This window comes from Mesorhizobium sp. WSM4823 (genome assembly GCF_055811195.1).
The window spans coordinates 144,368-160,412 of record NZ_JBVVQL010000010.1 but is presented as its reverse complement, the minus strand read 5'-3'; the positions used below and the strand labels follow the sequence as shown (position 1 = coordinate 160,412).

Below are 16,045 nucleotides of genomic sequence, written 5' to 3'. Positions count from 1 at the left end.
GTAAAATCCTTATAGGAATTTTATTTCTTTCCTGTCCACGACGTCTCGAACCTTTATGGCTTTTTGATCCATATTTTACCGCGAGACACACGTCGCGGTTACTGCTTGCTGCGGTGACCGCGTGTTTTCACGTGATTTCCGCCCAGCCATTCGCAGGCGAAGCGAATAAAACGAAGATAAGGAACATCCTCGATGGACGTCATCGTTCTTGGAATGGGGGTTTTGTTTTTTGCCCTGTTCTTCGCCTACATCAAAATTTGCGACAGTCTCTAGGCGGAAGGATCGCAAAAATGCTTGTCGACTATATCCTTGGTGGCGGCGTGACCTTGTTTCTTCTCGCCTACCTGACTTACGCCCTCGTTCGCCCAGAACGCTTCTGACAGCAACTGGCGCCAGGCACGGAAAGCTATGTCAATGACTCTCTACGGATGGCTACAGATCCTCGTTTACTGCGGCATCGTCGTTTTGCTTGTGAAGCCGCTCGGCTGCTACATGTATCGCGTTTTCAGCGACGACCGCACATTCCTCTCGCCGATTCTGGGCCCCGTCGAGCGGAGCCTTTATCGCATCTCGGGAACCAGCGAGCGCGAGGAGCAGCACTGGACCACTTATGCGGCGGCCTTGCTGTTCTTCAACCTGGCCGGCTTCCTGGTGCTTTACTTCCTGCAACGGCTGCAAGGCAGCCTGCCTTACAATCCCGCCGGCATGACCGCCGTCGAACCCGGGCTCGCCTTCAACACCGCCGCCAGCTTCATGACCAACACCAACTGGCAGAACTATGGCGGCGAAAGCACGATGTCCTATCTCGTGCAGATGGCCGGCCTCACCGTGCAGAACTTCCTGTCGGCGGCAACCGGTATCGCCATCGCGATCGCGCTGATCCGCGGCTTCACCAAGGCTTCCGGCAAATCGATCGGCAATTTCTGGGTCGATATGACCCGGTCCACACTTTACCTGCTGTTGCCGCTCTGCATCGTGCTGACGCTGGTCTACGTCTATCTCGGCGTGCCGCAGACGCTCGGCGCCTACATCAGCGCAACGACGCTCGAAGGCGCGCAGCAGACGATCGCAGTCGGGCCGGCCGCCTCACAGATCGCGATCAAGATGCTCGGCACCAATGGCGGCGGCTTCTTCAACGCCAATGCCGCGCATCCGTTTGAAAATCCCGACGCGATCTCGAACCTGATCCAAATGGTTTCGATCTTCGCCATCGGTGCGGCGCTAACCAACGTCTTCGGCCGCATGAACGGCAACCAGCGCCAGGGTTGGGCGATCCTAACTGCGATGGGCGTCCTGTTCATCGCTGGCGTCGCCGTCTGCTACTGGGCGGAAGCATCGGGCAATCCGCCGGTTCACGCGCTGGGCATCGACGGCGGCAATATGGAAGGCAAGGAGACGCGTTTCGGCATCACTTTGTCGGCGCTGTTTGCGGTCGTCACCACGGCCGCGTCCTGTGGCGCCGTCAATGCCATGCATGACAGCTTCACCGCGCTTGGCGGCATGATCCCAATCATCAACATGCAACTCGGCGAAGTCATCGTCGGCGGCGTCGGCGCCGGTCTCTACGGCATCCTGATGTACATCGTGATCGCCGTCTTCGTCGCCGGACTGATGGTCGGACGCACGCCCGAATATCTCGGCAAGAAGATCGAGGCCAAAGAGATCAAGATGGCAATGCTGGCCATTCTCTGCCTGCCGCTGGCGATGCTGGTCTTCACCGCCATCGCGGTGGTGCTGCCGACCGGCGTCGCCTCCATGGCCAATGCCGGCCCGCACGGCTTCTCCGAGGTTCTCTATGCCTACACCTCGGCTGCCGCCAACAACGGCTCGGCCTTTGGCGGCCTGACCGGCAACACGCCCTGGTACAACATCACGCTCGGCATCGGCATGCTGATGGGCCGCTTCCTGGTCATCATCCCGGCTTTGGCGATTGCCGGTTCGCTGGTCGCCAAGAAGACGGTGCCCGCCTCTGCCGGCACCTTCCCGACCGACGGGACGTTGTTCGTCGGGCTGCTGGTCGGTGTCATCCTGATCGTTGGCGGCCTCACATTCTTCCCGGCTCTGGCGGTTGGGCCGATCGTCGAGCACCTGGCTGGCATCCACGGGCAGACATTCTGAAACCGCCCCGCCTTGGATCGCCCACCTTGGATCCCCCACCTTGGATCAATGTCATGTCCTGGTTCGAAACCATACGTCGGAAGTTTCGCCATCGGCCAGATCAGAAGGGCGAGGCAAACCCTCCGCCTTTCCCGACCCTGTCCACCTTCTTCGGCATTGCGGCAGTCATGTTCGTGATCTGGTTGCTGGCCTCCGGGCTTCCGCATCTGCTTTCGGCATACGATCGATCGGTGCCATCCAACAACATCGACACTGGAGCCACTAAATGAGCCAGTCCAAATCGGCCGTAATCATGGATGCCCGCATCCTGCTGCCTGCCGTCGGCGGCGCCTTCAGGAAACTGAACCCGCGCACCTTGATGCGGAATCCGGTGATGTTCGTCGTCGCCGTCGTCTCGGCACTCACCACTGTCCTGTTTGCCAAGGATCTTGTCACTGGCGGCGGCGATCTCGGCTTCTCGCTGCAGATCATCATCTGGCTGTGGTTCACCGTGCTTTTCGCCAACTTCGCCGAAGCGGTCGCCGAAGGCCGAGGCAAGGCGCAGGCCGATTCGCTGCGCAAGGCGCGCACCGAAACCCAGGCCAAGCTATTGACCGGCGACGACCGCAGCAAGTTCAAGCTGGTGCCGGGTACAGGCCTGAAGGTCGGCGACGTGGTGCTCGTCGAGGCCGGCGACATCATCCCGTCGGACGGCGAGGTGATCGAGGGCGTCGCCTCGGTCAACGAGGCGGCGATAACAGGCGAATCCGCTCCGGTCATTCGCGAATCCGGCGGCGACCGCTCCGCGGTGACCGGCGGCACGCAGGTGCTGTCCGACTGGATCCGCGTACGCATCACCGCCGCCTCCGGCCATACGTTTCTCGACCGCATGATCTCGCTTGTCGAAGGCGCCGAGCGCCAGAAGACGCCCAACGAGATCGCGCTCAACATCCTGCTCGTCGGCATGACGCTGATCTTCGTGCTGGCAACGGCGACGATCCCGAGCTTCGCCTCCTATTCGGGTGGCTACATCTCGGTGACCGTCCTGGTCGCCCTGTTCGTGACCTTGATCCCGACGACGATCGGCGCGCTGCTTTCGGCCATCGGCATCGCCGGCATGGATCGCCTGGTGCGCTTCAACGTGCTGGCCATGTCGGGCCGCGCCGTCGAGGCGGCGGGCGACGTCGACACGCTGCTGCTCGACAAGACCGGCACGATCACGCTCGGCAATCGCCAGGCGACGGCATTCCGCCCGGTCAAGGGCGTCACCGAGCAGGAGCTGGCCGATGCGGCGCAGCTTGCCTCGCTTGCCGATGAAACGCCGGAAGGCCGCTCGATCGTCGTTCTGGCCAAGGAGAAATACGCCATCCGCGCCCGCGACATGGCAACTCTGCATGCCACTTTCGTGCCCTTCACCGCGCAAACCCGCATGAGCGGCGTCGACATCGATGGCTCGTCGGTCCGCAAGGGCGCCGTCGATTCGGTGCTCGCCCACGTCAATCAGTCGACTGTCGCCACCCATGCTACGCGCCCCAGCAGCGACACCGTCCGCGACCTGCAGGCAATCGCCGACGACATCGCCAAATCCGGCGGCACGCCGCTGGCGGTCGAGCGCGACGGACGCCTGCTCGGCGTCGTCCATCTCAAGGACATCGTCAAGGGGGGCATCAGGGAACGGTTCGCCGAACTGCGCAAGATGGGCATCCGAACGGTGATGATCACCGGCGACAATCCGATGACGGCGGCGGCGATCGCGGCGGAAGCCGGCGTCGACGACTTCCTTGCCCAGGCGACCCCCGAGGACAAGCTGAAGCTGATCCGCGACGAACAGGCCAAGGGCAAGCTCGTCGCCATGTGCGGCGACGGCACCAATGATGCGCCCGCCCTTGCCCAGGCCGATGTCGGCGTTGCCATGAACACCGGCACGGTCGCTGCGCGCGAAGCCGGCAACATGGTCGACCTCGATAGCGATCCGACCAAGCTGATCGAGATCGTTGAAATCGGCAAGGCGCTGCTGATGACGCGCGGTTCGCTGACGACCTTCTCGATCGCCAACGACGTGGCCAAGTACTTCGCCATCATCCCGGCCATCTTCGCCGTCTTCTACATCGCGCCGGGGCAGACATCAGGCCCGCTGCAGGCGCTCAACATCATGCATCTGGCAACGCCGCAGAGCGCCATTCTCTCGGCCATCATCTTCAACGCGCTGATCATCATCGCGCTGATCCCGCTGTCGCTGAGAGGCGTCAAGTATCGCGCGATCGGCGCCGGGGCGCTGCTCAGCCGCAATCTTCTTGTCTATGGCCTCGGCGGTATCATCGTCCCCTTCGTCGGCATCAAGGCGATCGACATGGCCATCACCGCGCTTGGCCTCGCATAAGGAATCACGTCCATGCTCAAGCAAATCAGACCCGCGATCACCATGATCGTTTTCTTCACCGTGCTAACCGGCCTGATCTACCCGATCGGCATGACCGGCATTGCTCAGGCTGTGTTCCCGCGCCAGGCCAATGGCAGCCTGATCGAGAAAGACGGCAAGGTCATCGGCTCCGAACTGATCGGCCAGCTCTTCGCCGGCGACAGCTATTTCCATGGCCGCCCATCGGCCGCCGGCGACGGCTACAATGCCAGCGCATCGAGCGGCTCGAATCTCGGTCCGACCAATCCCAAGCTGATCGACCGCATCAAGGCCGATGCCGACAGACTGAAGGCGGAAAATCCGGACCAGCCGGTGCCGATGGATCTGGTCACGACTTCAGGCAGCGGCCTCGATCCGCATATCAGCCCCGAAGCCGCCTATTTCCAGGTCGCCAGGGTGGCCAAGGCCAGGGGGGTGGATGAAGCCGGAATCAAATCCCTGGTCGACAGCCATGTCGAGAACCGCGAGCTCGGTTTCATGGGAGAGCCGGTGGTCAATGTGCTGGCGCTCAACCTGGCGCTTGACGAGGCGGCAAAGCAATGAATGGCAGGCCGGGGATCGACACCACCTCCGGCGCCATTCATGATCGATTCTGATGCCGGACGACAGCCGCAACGAAACCAGACCATCACCCGACGCACTGCTTGATCATGCGGAACGGGAGGCGCGCGGTCGCCTGCGGATATTTCTGGGAGCAGCGCCCGGTGTCGGCAAGACCTACGAGATGCTGATGTCGGGCCGTGCAAGATTGGCCGACGGGGTGGACGTTGTGATCGGCGTCGTCGAAACGCACGGCCGCAAGGAAACCCAAGCGCTGGTCGACGGCTATGAGGTGATTCCGCGTCGCCAGGTCGACTATAAAGGGCGCATCCTCGAAGAGATGGATATCGATGCCATTCTGGCCCGGCGCCCGGCGCTGGTCCTCGTCGACGAGCTCGCCCATACCAACGCGCCGGGCAGCCGCCATCCCAAGCGTTATCTCGACGTCCAGGAAATCCTGACGCACGGCATCGACGTCTATACGACGCTGAACATCCAGCATGTCGAAAGCCTGAACGACGTCGTCGCCCAGATCACGCGCGTCAGGGTGCGTGAGACGGTTCCAGACTCCATCATCGACCATGCCGACGACATCGAGATCATCGATCTCACGCCCGACGATCTGATCAAGCGGCTCGAGGAAGGCAAGGTCTATTTCCCGCATACCGCCCAGCGCGCCATCGAGAACTATTTCTCGCCGGGCAACCTGACGGCGCTCAGGGAGCTGGCGCTCCGCCGCACTGCCCAGCGCGTCGACGAGCAATTGCTGACCCACATGCAGGCCCACGCGATACCCGGGCCCTGGGCGGCTGGGGAAAGGGTTCTCGTCTGCGTCGATGCGCGTCCGGGCGGGGCGGCCCGTGTCCGCTATGCGCGAAGGTTGGCCGACCGGCTCCGCGCCCCCTGGACGGCACTTCATGTCGATACCCCACGTTCAGCCGGCATGTCCGAGGAGGACAAGGATCGGCTGGCGACGCTGCTGCGCCTTGCCGAGCAGCTCGGCGCCGAGGTAACGACCATTCCAGGTCAGAACGTCGCGCAGGACATCGTTCGCCATGCGACCGCGAACAACTTCACCCATATCGTGATCGGCAGGCCGACCCGATCGCGCTGGAGGGAATTGATCGAAGGCTCGCTCACTTATGATCTCATCCGCAATGCCGGCGACATCAGCGTCCATGTCATTTCGGGAAACGAACGCGACGCCGAAGCGACGTCGAGGACCGTCAAGGCGGCGGACGAGCAGTGGCAGTTCGAGATCTGGCCCTATCTCAAGGCCACGGCCTATGTTGTTGGCTCGCTCGCCTTCGCCGTCCTTCTCCACCAGTTTCTCGACGTCCGCAATCTGGCGATCATCTTTCTCATCGGGGTCCTGACGTCGGCGGTGACCGGCGGTCTCTGGCCGGCTTTGTATGCCTGCCTTATCAGCGCCATTGCCTTCAACTATTTTTTCCTGGAACCACGCTACACGCTGACGATCCAGGATCCGGAGGGCATCGTTGCGCTGGCTGTCTTCCTGGTTATTGCAGTCATTGCCAGCAATTTGACAGCGCGCGTGCAGCGTCAGGCGGTCGCTGCCCGCTCGCGGGCACGCGCCACGGAAGATATCTATCTCTTCTCAAAGAAGCTCGCCGGCGCTGGCACGCTCGATGACGTTCTCTGGGCGACCGCCTTCCAGATCGCCTCGATGCTGAAGCTTCGTGTGGTGCTGCTTCTGCCCGAAAACGGCACGATTACGGTCAAGGCCGGCTACCCGCCCGACGACACGCTGGCCGAAGCCGACATCGCCGCTGCCCGTTGGGCCTGGGAACACAACCGCGCTGCGGGACGCGGCGCCGACACGCTGCCCGGAGCAAGACGCCTGTATCTGCCGTTGCGGACCGGGCGCACCGCCGTCGGCGTCGTCGGCCTCGACAACGACAAGCAAGGACCGCTGCTGACGCCCGAACAGCAGCGGCTGCTCGATGCCCTCACCGACCAGGCGGCGGTGGCCATCGAACGCATCCAGCTTGTCGCCGACGTCGACCGGGCCAAGCTTGCTGCGGAGGCGGACCGGCTGCGCTCGGCGCTGCTGACCTCGATTTCCCATGACCTGAAAACGCCGCTTGCCGCGATCATGGGCGCTGCCGGCACGCTGAGGGAATTCGCGCCGGCACTTCACGAACCGGATCGTGCGGACCTGCTGTCGACCGTGCTCGACGAATCGGAACGGCTGAACCGCTTCATCGCCAATCTGCTCGACATGACCAAGATAGAGTCCGGTGCGATGGAGCCGAACTACGCCTTCCACTATGTCGGCGATATTGTCGGTTCCGCGCTGCACCGAGCCAGGAAAATCATCGGCGAACATAAGACCGACATAGATATTCCGGCCGACCTGCCAATGCTGAGGCTTGACCCCGTTCTGTTTGAGCAGGTGCTGTTCAACCTCCTCGACAACGCCGCGAAGTATGCGCCGTCCGGTTCGACGATCCGCCTGCAGGGCTGGCTCGACAACGGCTTCGTCACCCTGCAGATCATGGACGAGGGTCCGGGCATTCCGCCGGCCGATCTGGAGCGCGTTTTCGACACGTTCTACCGGGTGCGCAAAGGCGATCAGGTCCGTGCCGGCACCGGGCTTGGACTTTCGATCTGCCGCGGCTTCATCGAGGCGATGGGCGGGACGATTTCGGCGGCCAACAGGACCGACCGTTCTGGTGCGGTTTTTACCATCAGAATGCCGGTGCCGACGGAATTGCCGACTGTGGACGACCCCAACGGCGATGACCAAGATGTGGGCGCTCCCGACATGGATAGCTTGCCATGACCAATCTGGACGTCAGGATATTGGTCGTCGATGACGAGCCGCCGATCCGCAAGCTGCTTCGCGTCGGCCTTGGCAGCCAGGGCTATTCGATCAGTGAGGCGCCCAACGCCAAGACCGCGATCGAACTCATCGAGACTGAAAAGCCGGACCTGGTCCTGCTCGATCTCGGCCTGCCCGGCATGGGCGGTCACGAATTGCTGCGCAAGTGGCGGGATGATGGCTTCGACATTCCCGTGGTCATCCTTTCCAGCCGCACCGATGAGGCCGGCATCGTCTCGGCACTTGAACTCGGCGCCGACGACTATGTCACCAAGCCGTTCGGCATGAACGAGCTTGTCGCGCGCATCCGCGTGGCGCTTCGCCACAAGTTACAGCAGCAGGGCGAGAAGCCTGTTTTCCACACCGGCGATCTCGCGGTCGATCTGGTAAAGCGCATCGTCACCGTGGAAGGCAGGGAGATAAAGCTCTCGCCGAAGGAATATGACATCCTCCGCACCCTCGTGCAGCATGCGGGCAAGGTTCTCACCCACCACTTTCTGCTGAAGCAGGTCTGGGGCGATTCGACCGATGTGCAGTATCTCAGGGTCTATGTGCGGCAGCTCAGGCAAAAGATCGAGAAGACGCCCGACCAGCCGCGTTATATCACGACCGAAACCGGCGTTGGATACCGTCTACGCGAAGTGGATTGAATGTAATCCGGAGGAACTGGAGTCAGTCTGCCGAGAGTTCCGCGGTTCGGGCAAGCGCGCCGCTGAAGCCGGTCAACGAGATGGGAAAGCTGATCGGCTGGCCCGTATCGACCGCGACCGCGTTGATCTTCAAAATGGTGGCGACCTTGAGCAGCGGCGTGATTTTCGCGTCGAATGTCCACAGCCCGGCGTCGACGGGCATCCAGTTCGGCAGCTCAACCCGCCAATTCCGCTTCGGCGAGGCTTTAACCATGGCATCACCAGACAAACGCCCTATATGGTTGGAGGCTCAGTTTCGCGCGGGAATGGATAGATGTCGACGCTTCGCCTATCGACGATCTTCATGTCGGCAATGCTGGCAACAGCAATGCTGTCGGGCGCTGCTGTCTCCGCGCAGAACGTCACTCCCGCCAACCGCAACGCGCTGGTCCTGCAAGGCGAATTGCAGATGCTGGAGAACAGACTGCGGCGGCAGCAATATCAGCAGCAGCAACAGCAGTTCCGTGCCCAGGATCGCGAGGTTGCGCCGCAACGGCCAGATGTGCAGCAGATGCGGCCTACGTGCCAGTTGCGGCGCTCGGGCAGCCGCTTTGTCAGCACCTGCCGCTGATGAGCCGGTACTTTTCATTTATTTAGCCGACTTATAGCCTTGAGCACCGCTCTACTTGAAGTAGCATCGAAGGCGGTCTTGATTTTCGCAACGTGCCTTTGTGCTTGGGCACTGCCCTGATTGGATCATCGGGCCTGATTGGAACATCGGGAATGGCAGCCACCAAGAAGAAGGTCGTACGCAAGGCAAGGAAGGGGGAGCGGGTCCGTCAGGTCGCGGCTATTCCTTTTCGGCTGAGCGAGCATGGGGACGTTGAGGTGATGCTGGTCACCTCGATATCGACAAGGCGCTTTATCGTACCCAAGGGCTGGCCGATGAAGGGCAAGAGTGGGCGCAAGGCTGCCACCATCGAAGCGCAGGAGGAAGCCGGCGTCCTCGGAAAGACGCTGAAGCAGCCGGCCGGCACCTATTCCTACTGGAAACGGCTGACCAACCGCTTCGTCCGCGTCGACGTCACCGTCTATCTGCTGGCGGTGACGGAGGATCTGGCCAACTGGCAGGAAGCCAAAAGACGGCAGCGGGCATGGCTGACGCCGGAAGACGCAGCAGTGCTTATCGACGAGCCCGAGCTTTCAACGCTGCTGAAGAACTTGAAGGTTTCCCAACCTGCGCTCGCTAGCGAGCTTGAACCAGGGCCTCATTTGGAACCGTCGTCTCCCTGAGGAAAAGGCCGCACCGGTGTGCCGGTATAGGCCCACAACCATTCGCGCGGCAGCGGTCCCTTGTTGCGGTCGCTCTGCTGCGACTGTTCCCACGCATGCGCCAATATGCCGACCGATCGCGACAACACGAAGAGGCCGCGTGTCAGCGGCGGCGGAAAGCCGAGCTCGCCATAGATGACGGCGGTGGCGCCGTCGATGTTGAGCGGGATCTTCTTGCCCTTGCGCCGAGCCACCTCGTCCTCGACAGCCTCGGCGATGTCGGCGAAACGTCCGCTGACGACGCCGCGCGCGGCAAAATCGCGGGTTAGCTCGATGAGGCGCGGCGCCCGCGGGTCGACCGGGTGGAAGCGGTGCCCGAACCCCGGCACATAGGATTTTTCCTCGGCGAAGAAACGATCGAGCCGCGTCGCTACGGCATCGGCGAGCGCCGCCCCTGCGTCCAATGCCGCGGCGATCTCACCGTAGAAGGTAAGCGCCTGCTCGCCGGCGCCGCCATGCACATCGCCGAGCACGTTGATGGCCGAGGCCATGGCGCTGTTGATGCCGACGCCGCAGGTGGCGGCCATGCGGGCGATGGCGATCGACGGCGCCTGCGGGCCGTGGTCGACGGCCGCACCGAGCGCGATGCCGAACAGCGCCGCCTGCTCCTCGCCAGGCACTTCGCCGCGCAACATCAGCCAGATCATCGCCGGAAAGCTGACGCGGCCGATCAGGTCCTGGATCTCATAGCCGCGCAGCCGGATCACGCCGGGGCGCATTTCGATGATATCGGTCTGCCACCATTCCTCGCCACGCTCGCGGCCGGTTTTTTTCCCAACGTTGCTCATGGTCTCGTGTCGCTCATGCCTGCGCTCTCTTTTTTGCCCGGGGCGGCAGGTTGGCGAATACCTCGTCCATATGTTCGCCCAATCTTGGCGGCGGCTTGGTCGGCAAGGCTGCTGCGCCATCGACCATGAACCCGCCGCGCACGACGGTCAGCGGCCGGTCGATGTTCGGCATGCCATCGAAACGGGTGGTCATGTCGCGCCCGATCACTTGCTGCTCGGCCAGCACCTGCGGGATCGTCAGCACCCTGCCCGCCGGCACGCCTGCCCGATTGAGCGTCTCCTCCCAGGTCGCGGCCGAGCCACTCGCCAGGGCGTCCTCGATCAGCGCCTTCAAGGCGATGCGATTGCGCTTGCGCGTTTCGCGCTCTGCAAAGCGCGGGTCCGACGCCAGGCCGGGCAGCCCGATCAGCCGGCAAAGCGTGACGAACTGCTCCTGCTTGTTGGCGGCGATGTTGAGCAGACCGTCGCCGGTGCGAAACGTTCCGGAAGGTGCGGCCGTCATGTTCTCATTGCCCATCGGCTGCGGCTCGACATCAGCAGTCAGATAGTTGGAAACCGGCCAACCCAGCGCAGAGAGCGTGCATTCGAGCATAGACACGTCGAGGAAAGCGCCCTCGCCTGTCGTCTTCTGCTTCACAAGTGCCGCAGTGATGGCAAACGCCCCGACCAGCCCACCCAGCGTGTCGGCGACGGGATAGCCGACACGCAGCGGCGCGGTCTCCGGCGTGCCGGTGATGCTCATGATACCGGACAGCCCCTGGATGATCTGGTCGTAGGCCGGATTGTCGCGCATCGGCCCGGTTTGGCCGAAGCCTGAAATCGCGCAATAGACAAGGCTGGGGCGGACCTCTTTCAGCCTCTTATAGCCAAGCCCCAGCCGGTCCATCACGCCGGGGCGGAAATTCTCGACCAGCGCGTCGGCGGAGGCGACCAGATCGAGGAAGCGTTCGCGATCGGCCTCCTTCTTGAGATCGAGCACCACCGATCGTTTGCCGGCGTTCTGCGCCAGGAACGAAGCGCCCATTCCGGCACTGTTGAGTTCCGGCGAGCCGCCGAGCTGGCGCGCCAGATCACCACCCTGCGGCGCTTCGACCTTGATCACGTCGGCCCCGAGCAACCCCAACTGATAGGCGCAATAAGGGCCAGCCAGGACATTGGTCAGGTCGAGGACGCGGATACCGGACAGCAGATCGGTCATGATGTCACAAACAGGTCAGGCATCGCCCGGCACATGCTCCGGCCCACGCGTGCGCCTGCGCTCGATGTAGGTCCAGATATGCGGCCCAATCAGCCCGATGAACGCCAGCGTCAGCAGCGTCAGCGACAGCGGATGCTTGTAGAACACCGACCAGTCGCCGTTCGAGATGGTCATCGCCCGGCGAAACTGGGTTTCTGCAAGCGGCCAGAGAATCATGCCGATGATGACCGGCGCCGTCGGGAAATCGAAGCGCCGCATCAGGAATCCGGCCCCGCCGAGCAGATAAAGGATGACGAGGTCGGTCGGCGACTGCGAAATGCCGTAGGTGCCGACCGTGGCAAACACCAGGATGCCGGCATAGAGCTGCGGCGCCGGTATCTTCAGCAGCCGCACCCATAGACCGATCAGCGGCAGGTTGAGGATGACGAGGATGATATTGGCGATGAACAGGCTGGCGATCAGCCCCCAGACCAGATTGGCCTGCGTCATGAACAGCATCGGCCCGGGATTGATGCCATAGCTCTGGAAGGCCGACAGCATGATCGCGGCCGTCGCCGAGGTCGGCAGGCCGAGCGTCAGCATCGGCACCAGCACGCCGGCGGCCGACGCGTTGTTGGCGGCCTCGGGACCGGCAACGCCTTCGATCGCGCCGACCGTGCCGAACTCCTCCTTGTGTTTGGACAGCTTCTTCTCGATCGCATAGGAGAGGAAGGTCGGGATTTCGGCGCCGCCGGCCGGCAAGGCGCCGATCGGAAAGCCGAGCAGAGCACCGCGCAGCCAAGCCTTCCACGAGCGTGCCCATTCGGCCGCCGTCATGTAGAGCGATCCCCTCAGCGGCACGATCTCGTCCTTGCCGGCATAGCGGCGCGAGGCCATGTAGAGCGTCTCGCCGACCGCAAAGAGGCCGACGGCAACCACGATCACGTCGACGCCGTCGAGCAACTGGCTCATGCCGAAGGTGAAGCGCGGCTGGCCGGTCTGCAGGTCAACGCCGATCAGGCCGATGACGAAGCCGACGAACAGGCTGGTCAGGCCGCGCACCGACGACGAGCCGAGCACCGCCGAAACCGTGATGAAGGCCAGCACCATCAGCGAAAAATATTCGGCCGGGCCGAAAGACAGCGCGAATTTGACCACGACCGGTGCCAGGAAGGCGACCCCCAATGTGCCGAGCGTGCCGGCGACGAAGGAACCGATCGCCGAGGTGGCAAGTGCAGCGCCGCCACGTCCGGAACGGGCCATCCTGTTGCCTTCCAGCGCCGTGACGATGGTAGCACTTTCGCCCGGCGTATTGAGCAGGATCGATGTCGTCGAACCGCCATACATGGCGCCGTAATAGATGCCGGCGAACAGAATGAAGGACGCTTCCGGCGCCACTTGGTAGGTGATCGGCAAAAGCAGAGCGATGGTCAGCGCAGGCCCGAGGCCGGGCAGCACGCCGATCGCTGTTCCCAGGGTGGTGCCGAGCAGGCACCACATGAGATTGACCGGCGTAAAAGCGACCGAAAATCCGTGCGCGAGATGGCCAAGCGTTTCCATGGCGTCACGCCCTCAACATACGGATAATCGAATCGAGGACCGTGTTCAGCTGGTTCTCGATGAAGCCGGCGCCGATATTGACGCCGAGCGCCCTGGCGAAGCCGAAATAGGCGGCAAGCGCCAGGATCAGCCCGAGCAGCACGTCACGCAGCGGATGTCTGCTGCCAAAACCACGGCAGATGAGAACGAACATGATCACCGAAGCCGCGGTGAAGCCAAGCGGTTGGATCAGCACAAGGTTCGCGACCAATCCGGTGGCGACAATACCCATCGCCTTCCAGTCGGTCGGCGTTTCCTTTTCTTCCTCCGGCTGCCAGCCGCCTCGCAGGGCGGCGACGATCAGCAGGAGGGAAAGGACTATCATGCCGACCATGGTGATGTAGGGGAAGACGGTCGGGCCGACCTTGGAGTAGAGAGGCGACACCGGAATCGCCAGCGTCTGCCACGCCACGGCGCCGGCGCAGGCGAGAAGCCCGACGCCGATCAGCAATTCGGGCACGGCAAGGCGCGGCCGCTCCGCCTGCTGGTCGCTGGTGCTCATGATCGTCCTCCCTCAAAGCCGGTTCCCACAGCCGGCCTCATCGCAGTTTCACCCGCGCTGGATCGTATGTCCATGCGGCTGGCGAACATCGGAAAGGGGTGGCGCAGGCCACCCCTTCCGAGGGTATCAGGCAAGGCCGAGATCCTTGAGGATGGCCTCGATCCGGGTCGTGTCTTCGGCGAGAAATTTTGCATAGTCATCGCCGGTGAGCAGGATTTGGGTCCAGTTGCGGTTTTTGCATTCGGTGGCCCAGGCATCGCTTTTGGCCATGGTCTCGACCAGCGTGACCATCGCCGCCTTGTCGGCGTCCGAAACGCCGGGCGGTGCAAAGACGCCGCGCCAGTTGAACAGTTCGACATCAATGCCGGCTTCCTTCAGCGTCGGCGCGTCGATGCCTTCCTGGCGCTTGTCCGCGGAAATGGCGAGCAGCCGAAGCGCCCCTGCCTTGACCTGTTCTGAGAACTCGCCAAAGCCGGAGATGCCGGCCGCGACCTGGTTGCCGAGCAGCGCCGACAGCGCCTCGCCGCCGCCGGCGAACGGCACGTAGGAGAGGTTGGCTGCCGGAACACCGGCCGTCTTCGCGATAAGACCGAACAATATGTGGTCCGAACCGCCGGCCGAACCGCCGGCCACCGGGACCTTGGTCGGATCGGCTTTGAGGGCGGCGACGAAATCCGCCGCTGTCTTGAACGGCGAGGCCGCCGGCACCACAAGCGCCTCGAACTCGCCGGTGAGGCGGGCGATCGGCGTGACTTCAGTGAGATTGTTGGCCGATTTGTTGGCGATGATGGCGCCAACCATGACCATGCCGGCCACCATCAGCGAATTGCCCTTGCCGTTCCACTGGCTGATGAACTGCGGCAGGCCGACTGTGCCGCCGGCCCCGCCGACATTGGTGATCTGAGAACCGGAGATCAGTTTCTCGCTGCGCAGCACCTGGTCCATCGTGCGCGCCGTCTGGTCCCAGCCGCCGCCGGGCGCTGCAGGCACGAAGATCTGGATCTGCGGCGCATCCTGCGCGAATGCGGGCGAGAGATGCAACGCTGCGAAACTGGCTGCGCCGGCAGCAGCGGTGCTCATTAGAAATCTGCGTCTGTTCAGCATGGGATTCCTCCAATCACGACACCTCCTCTGGTGCCTGCCAGCAACGTAGCCTGAATTCAGACCCGCTCGACAAAAATTCATGCAGTCTTTGCATCGTTCTGTCAACAGGAACGCCATTCTACTAGACAGAACTACTCGGATGCGCCACATTGTTTCGATCGGCGCTTTCTGTCCAACGGAGAACGGAACGACGTGGTCAAGCAGATGGCCGTGACACAACCCAAGCCTGCCTCGACCGACGGTGTTGCGGCGCTGGATCGTGCGATCGCCATCCTCGATGCTTTCGCCGCCGCTGACCGATCGCTCAGCCTGGCCGAAATCGCGGCACGGACCGGCCTCTACAAGAGCACCATCCTGAGGCTGGCGAACTCATTATTGCGCGGGCAGCTGCTGGAGCGCCTCGATGACGGCCGCTACCGTGTCGGCCCTGCCGCCTTCCGATTGGGCGCCCTGTACCAGCGTTCGGTCGTGGCGATCGATATCCTGCTGCCGATCATGCGCGACCTGGCCGACCGAAGCTGGGAAAGCGTCGCTTTCTATGTCCGCTCGGGCGACGTGCGTACCTGTCTCTACCGCGTAGAGTCCAAGCATGCCATCCGCTACACCATACGGGAAGGCGACGTGCTGCCCTTGCTGGCCGGTTCGGGCGGCCGCGTGCTTGCGGCGTTTTCAGGTCAGCAGGGAGAGCCTTACGAGACGATCCGCGAAACCTATCACTGTTTGTCGGTCGGCGATCGCGACCCCGAGACGGCGGGCGTCTCGGCACCGGTGTTCGGGCCGGGGCAGACCCTGCTCGGTGCATTGACGCTGTCCGGCCCGAGCACACGCGTCGACGCGGCCTTTCTCCAGCGCATGAAAAATCCGCTGATCGAGGCGGCCGCGCGTGCCACCCGCGCTTTCGGCCAAGACGCCTCGATGCTCGAACAGACGGCTCGTAAAGCCGGTACCGAAACGGAAGGTTCAGAAAACCTCGATTCGGCCTGACCAGAACGGCAGCCAGAACGACGGGATGA

Annotated in this window: 16 protein-coding genes; 10 read left to right on the top strand and 6 right to left on the bottom strand. The window is 62.9% G+C overall.

Going from position 1 to position 16,045, the window contains the following annotated elements; all coding sequences use genetic code 11:
- Positions 1-290 precede the first annotated feature (290 nt).
- The 7 genes from kdpF to AC0L26_RS23075 are packed head-to-tail and all read left to right on the top strand — an operon-like array spanning position 291 to position 8,551.
- Complete coding sequence (gene kdpF, locus AC0L26_RS23105; RefSeq protein ID WP_081609884.1) at positions 291-380, top strand: K(+)-transporting ATPase subunit F; 90 nt, start codon at positions 291-293, stop codon at positions 378-380.
- A gap of 34 nt (positions 381-414) precedes the next feature.
- Positions 415-2,118: a potassium-transporting ATPase subunit KdpA gene (gene kdpA / locus AC0L26_RS23100; protein ID WP_473634659.1), complete on the top strand. Its 1,704-nt coding sequence runs from the start codon at positions 415-417 to the stop codon at positions 2,116-2,118.
- Positions 2,119-2,171: 53 nt separating this feature from the next.
- A complete protein-coding gene (locus AC0L26_RS23095; protein ID WP_473634658.1) occupies positions 2,172-2,387 on the top strand; it encodes a hypothetical protein in 216 nt (71 codons plus the stop codon).
- Positions 2,384-4,477, top strand: coding sequence for a potassium-transporting ATPase subunit KdpB (kdpB, locus tag AC0L26_RS23090; RefSeq protein WP_473634657.1), 2,094 nt, complete (start codon positions 2,384-2,386; stop codon positions 4,475-4,477). The genes AC0L26_RS23095 and kdpB overlap by 4 nt, the downstream gene beginning before the upstream one ends.
- A gap of 12 nt (positions 4,478-4,489) precedes the next feature.
- Positions 4,490-5,059: a potassium-transporting ATPase subunit KdpC gene (kdpC, locus tag AC0L26_RS23085; protein WP_473634656.1), complete on the top strand. Its 570-nt coding sequence runs from the start codon at positions 4,490-4,492 to the stop codon at positions 5,057-5,059.
- A gap of 52 nt (positions 5,060-5,111) precedes the next feature.
- On the top strand, positions 5,112-7,862 hold the full coding sequence (locus AC0L26_RS23080) for a DUF4118 domain-containing protein (protein ID WP_473634655.1): 2,751 nt from the start codon (positions 5,112-5,114) through the stop codon (positions 7,860-7,862).
- Positions 7,859-8,551 carry a response regulator transcription factor gene (locus AC0L26_RS23075; RefSeq protein WP_473634654.1) on the top strand — a complete coding sequence of 231 codons (693 nt, stop codon included), beginning with the start codon at positions 7,859-7,861 and terminating at the stop codon, positions 8,549-8,551. Before AC0L26_RS23080 ends, AC0L26_RS23075 begins: the two co-directional genes overlap by 4 nt.
- 22 nt (positions 8,552-8,573) lie before the next feature.
- On the opposite strand, the gene AC0L26_RS23070 is transcribed toward AC0L26_RS23075, so the two are convergent.
- On the bottom strand, positions 8,574-8,753 hold the full coding sequence (locus AC0L26_RS23070; RefSeq protein WP_352935349.1) for an invasion associated locus B family protein: 180 nt from the start codon (positions 8,751-8,753) through the stop codon (positions 8,574-8,576).
- A gap of 111 nt (positions 8,754-8,864) precedes the next feature.
- On the opposite strand from AC0L26_RS23070, the gene AC0L26_RS23065 reads away from it, so the two are divergent.
- The gene (locus tag AC0L26_RS23065) at positions 8,865-9,161 is read left to right on the top strand and encodes a hypothetical protein (protein WP_473634653.1); all 297 of its coding nucleotides are present in this window, start codon (positions 8,865-8,867) and stop codon (positions 9,159-9,161) included.
- 152 nt (positions 9,162-9,313) lie between these two features.
- Positions 9,314-9,823: an NUDIX hydrolase gene (locus AC0L26_RS23060; protein ID WP_473634652.1), complete on the top strand. Its 510-nt coding sequence runs from the start codon at positions 9,314-9,316 to the stop codon at positions 9,821-9,823.
- Here AC0L26_RS23060 and AC0L26_RS23055 read toward each other — a convergent pair.
- The 5 genes from AC0L26_RS23055 to AC0L26_RS23035 all read right to left on the bottom strand — a co-directional run bounded on the left by AC0L26_RS23055 (position 9,799) and on the right by AC0L26_RS23035 (position 15,032).
- Complete coding sequence (locus tag AC0L26_RS23055; RefSeq protein ID WP_473634651.1) at positions 9,799-10,650, bottom strand: citryl-CoA lyase; 852 nt, start codon at positions 10,648-10,650, stop codon at positions 9,799-9,801. The genes AC0L26_RS23060 and AC0L26_RS23055 overlap by 25 nt on opposite strands.
- A 13-nt stretch (positions 10,651-10,663) precedes the next feature.
- Positions 10,664-11,848 carry a CaiB/BaiF CoA transferase family protein gene (locus tag AC0L26_RS23050; RefSeq protein ID WP_473634650.1) on the bottom strand — a complete coding sequence of 395 codons (1,185 nt, stop codon included), beginning with the start codon at positions 11,846-11,848 and terminating at the stop codon, positions 10,664-10,666.
- 15 nt (positions 11,849-11,863) lie between these two features.
- Positions 11,864-13,387: a tripartite tricarboxylate transporter permease gene (locus AC0L26_RS23045; protein WP_352935364.1), complete on the bottom strand. Its 1,524-nt coding sequence runs from the start codon at positions 13,385-13,387 to the stop codon at positions 11,864-11,866.
- A gap of 4 nt (positions 13,388-13,391) precedes the next feature.
- Positions 13,392-13,928, bottom strand: coding sequence for a tripartite tricarboxylate transporter TctB family protein (locus tag AC0L26_RS23040; protein ID WP_473634649.1), 537 nt, complete (start codon positions 13,926-13,928; stop codon positions 13,392-13,394).
- 126 nt (positions 13,929-14,054) lie between these two features.
- Positions 14,055-15,032, bottom strand: coding sequence for a Bug family tripartite tricarboxylate transporter substrate binding protein (locus AC0L26_RS23035; protein WP_473634648.1), 978 nt, complete (start codon positions 15,030-15,032; stop codon positions 14,055-14,057).
- Between the two features lie 204 nt (positions 15,033-15,236).
- Between AC0L26_RS23035 and AC0L26_RS23030 the strand changes: the two genes are divergently transcribed.
- Complete coding sequence (locus tag AC0L26_RS23030; RefSeq protein WP_473634697.1) at positions 15,237-16,016, top strand: IclR family transcriptional regulator; 780 nt, start codon at positions 15,237-15,239, stop codon at positions 16,014-16,016.
- Positions 16,017-16,045 lie beyond the last annotated feature (29 nt).